Raw genomic sequence first — 487 nt, forward strand, 5'->3', positions numbered from 1 at the left:
GGTCTACGACTCGCTGGACCTCGAGCTGCACAACCTTGCCACCCGCACGGACGGCAGCGCCGACGCCCGCCTCACCGCCACAGGTGCAAGCGGCGGACGCATCGACTGGCAAGGCGACCTCAACCTGCAACCGCTGGCCTCGCGCGGCCAACTGCAGGTCAGCAAACTGCCGCTGAAGGACTTCTGGCCGTACGTGCGCGACGCGGCGCCACTGGTTCCTCGAGATGGCAGTATCGACCTGAGTACCCGCTACCACCTCGACCTCAGCGACGGCCTGGCCCTGACACTGGACAGCGCCCAGGCCGCCGTGGCCCCGCTGGCCCTCGCCAGCCCGGACGGGCGCAAGCTGGTTCGCCTGGAGCGGCTCGAGCTGAGCGAAACCACGCTGGACCTGGCCAAGCGTCAGGTCAGCATCGGCAAGCTGCGCAGCCGCCATCTGGAAACCTGGGCCGCCCGCGAGGCCGATGGCGAGCTGGACTGGCAGAAA

At 69.2% G+C, this 487-nt stretch carries 1 protein-coding gene; it reads left to right on the top strand.

From position 1 onward, the window contains the following. Positions 1-487 (top strand): DUF748 domain-containing protein (locus ACU8YC_RS26545; RefSeq protein ID WP_446896201.1); only part of this gene is annotated, 487 nt, incomplete at both ends.

It is taken from the genome of Citrobacter sp. VF227 (assembly GCF_052950715.1).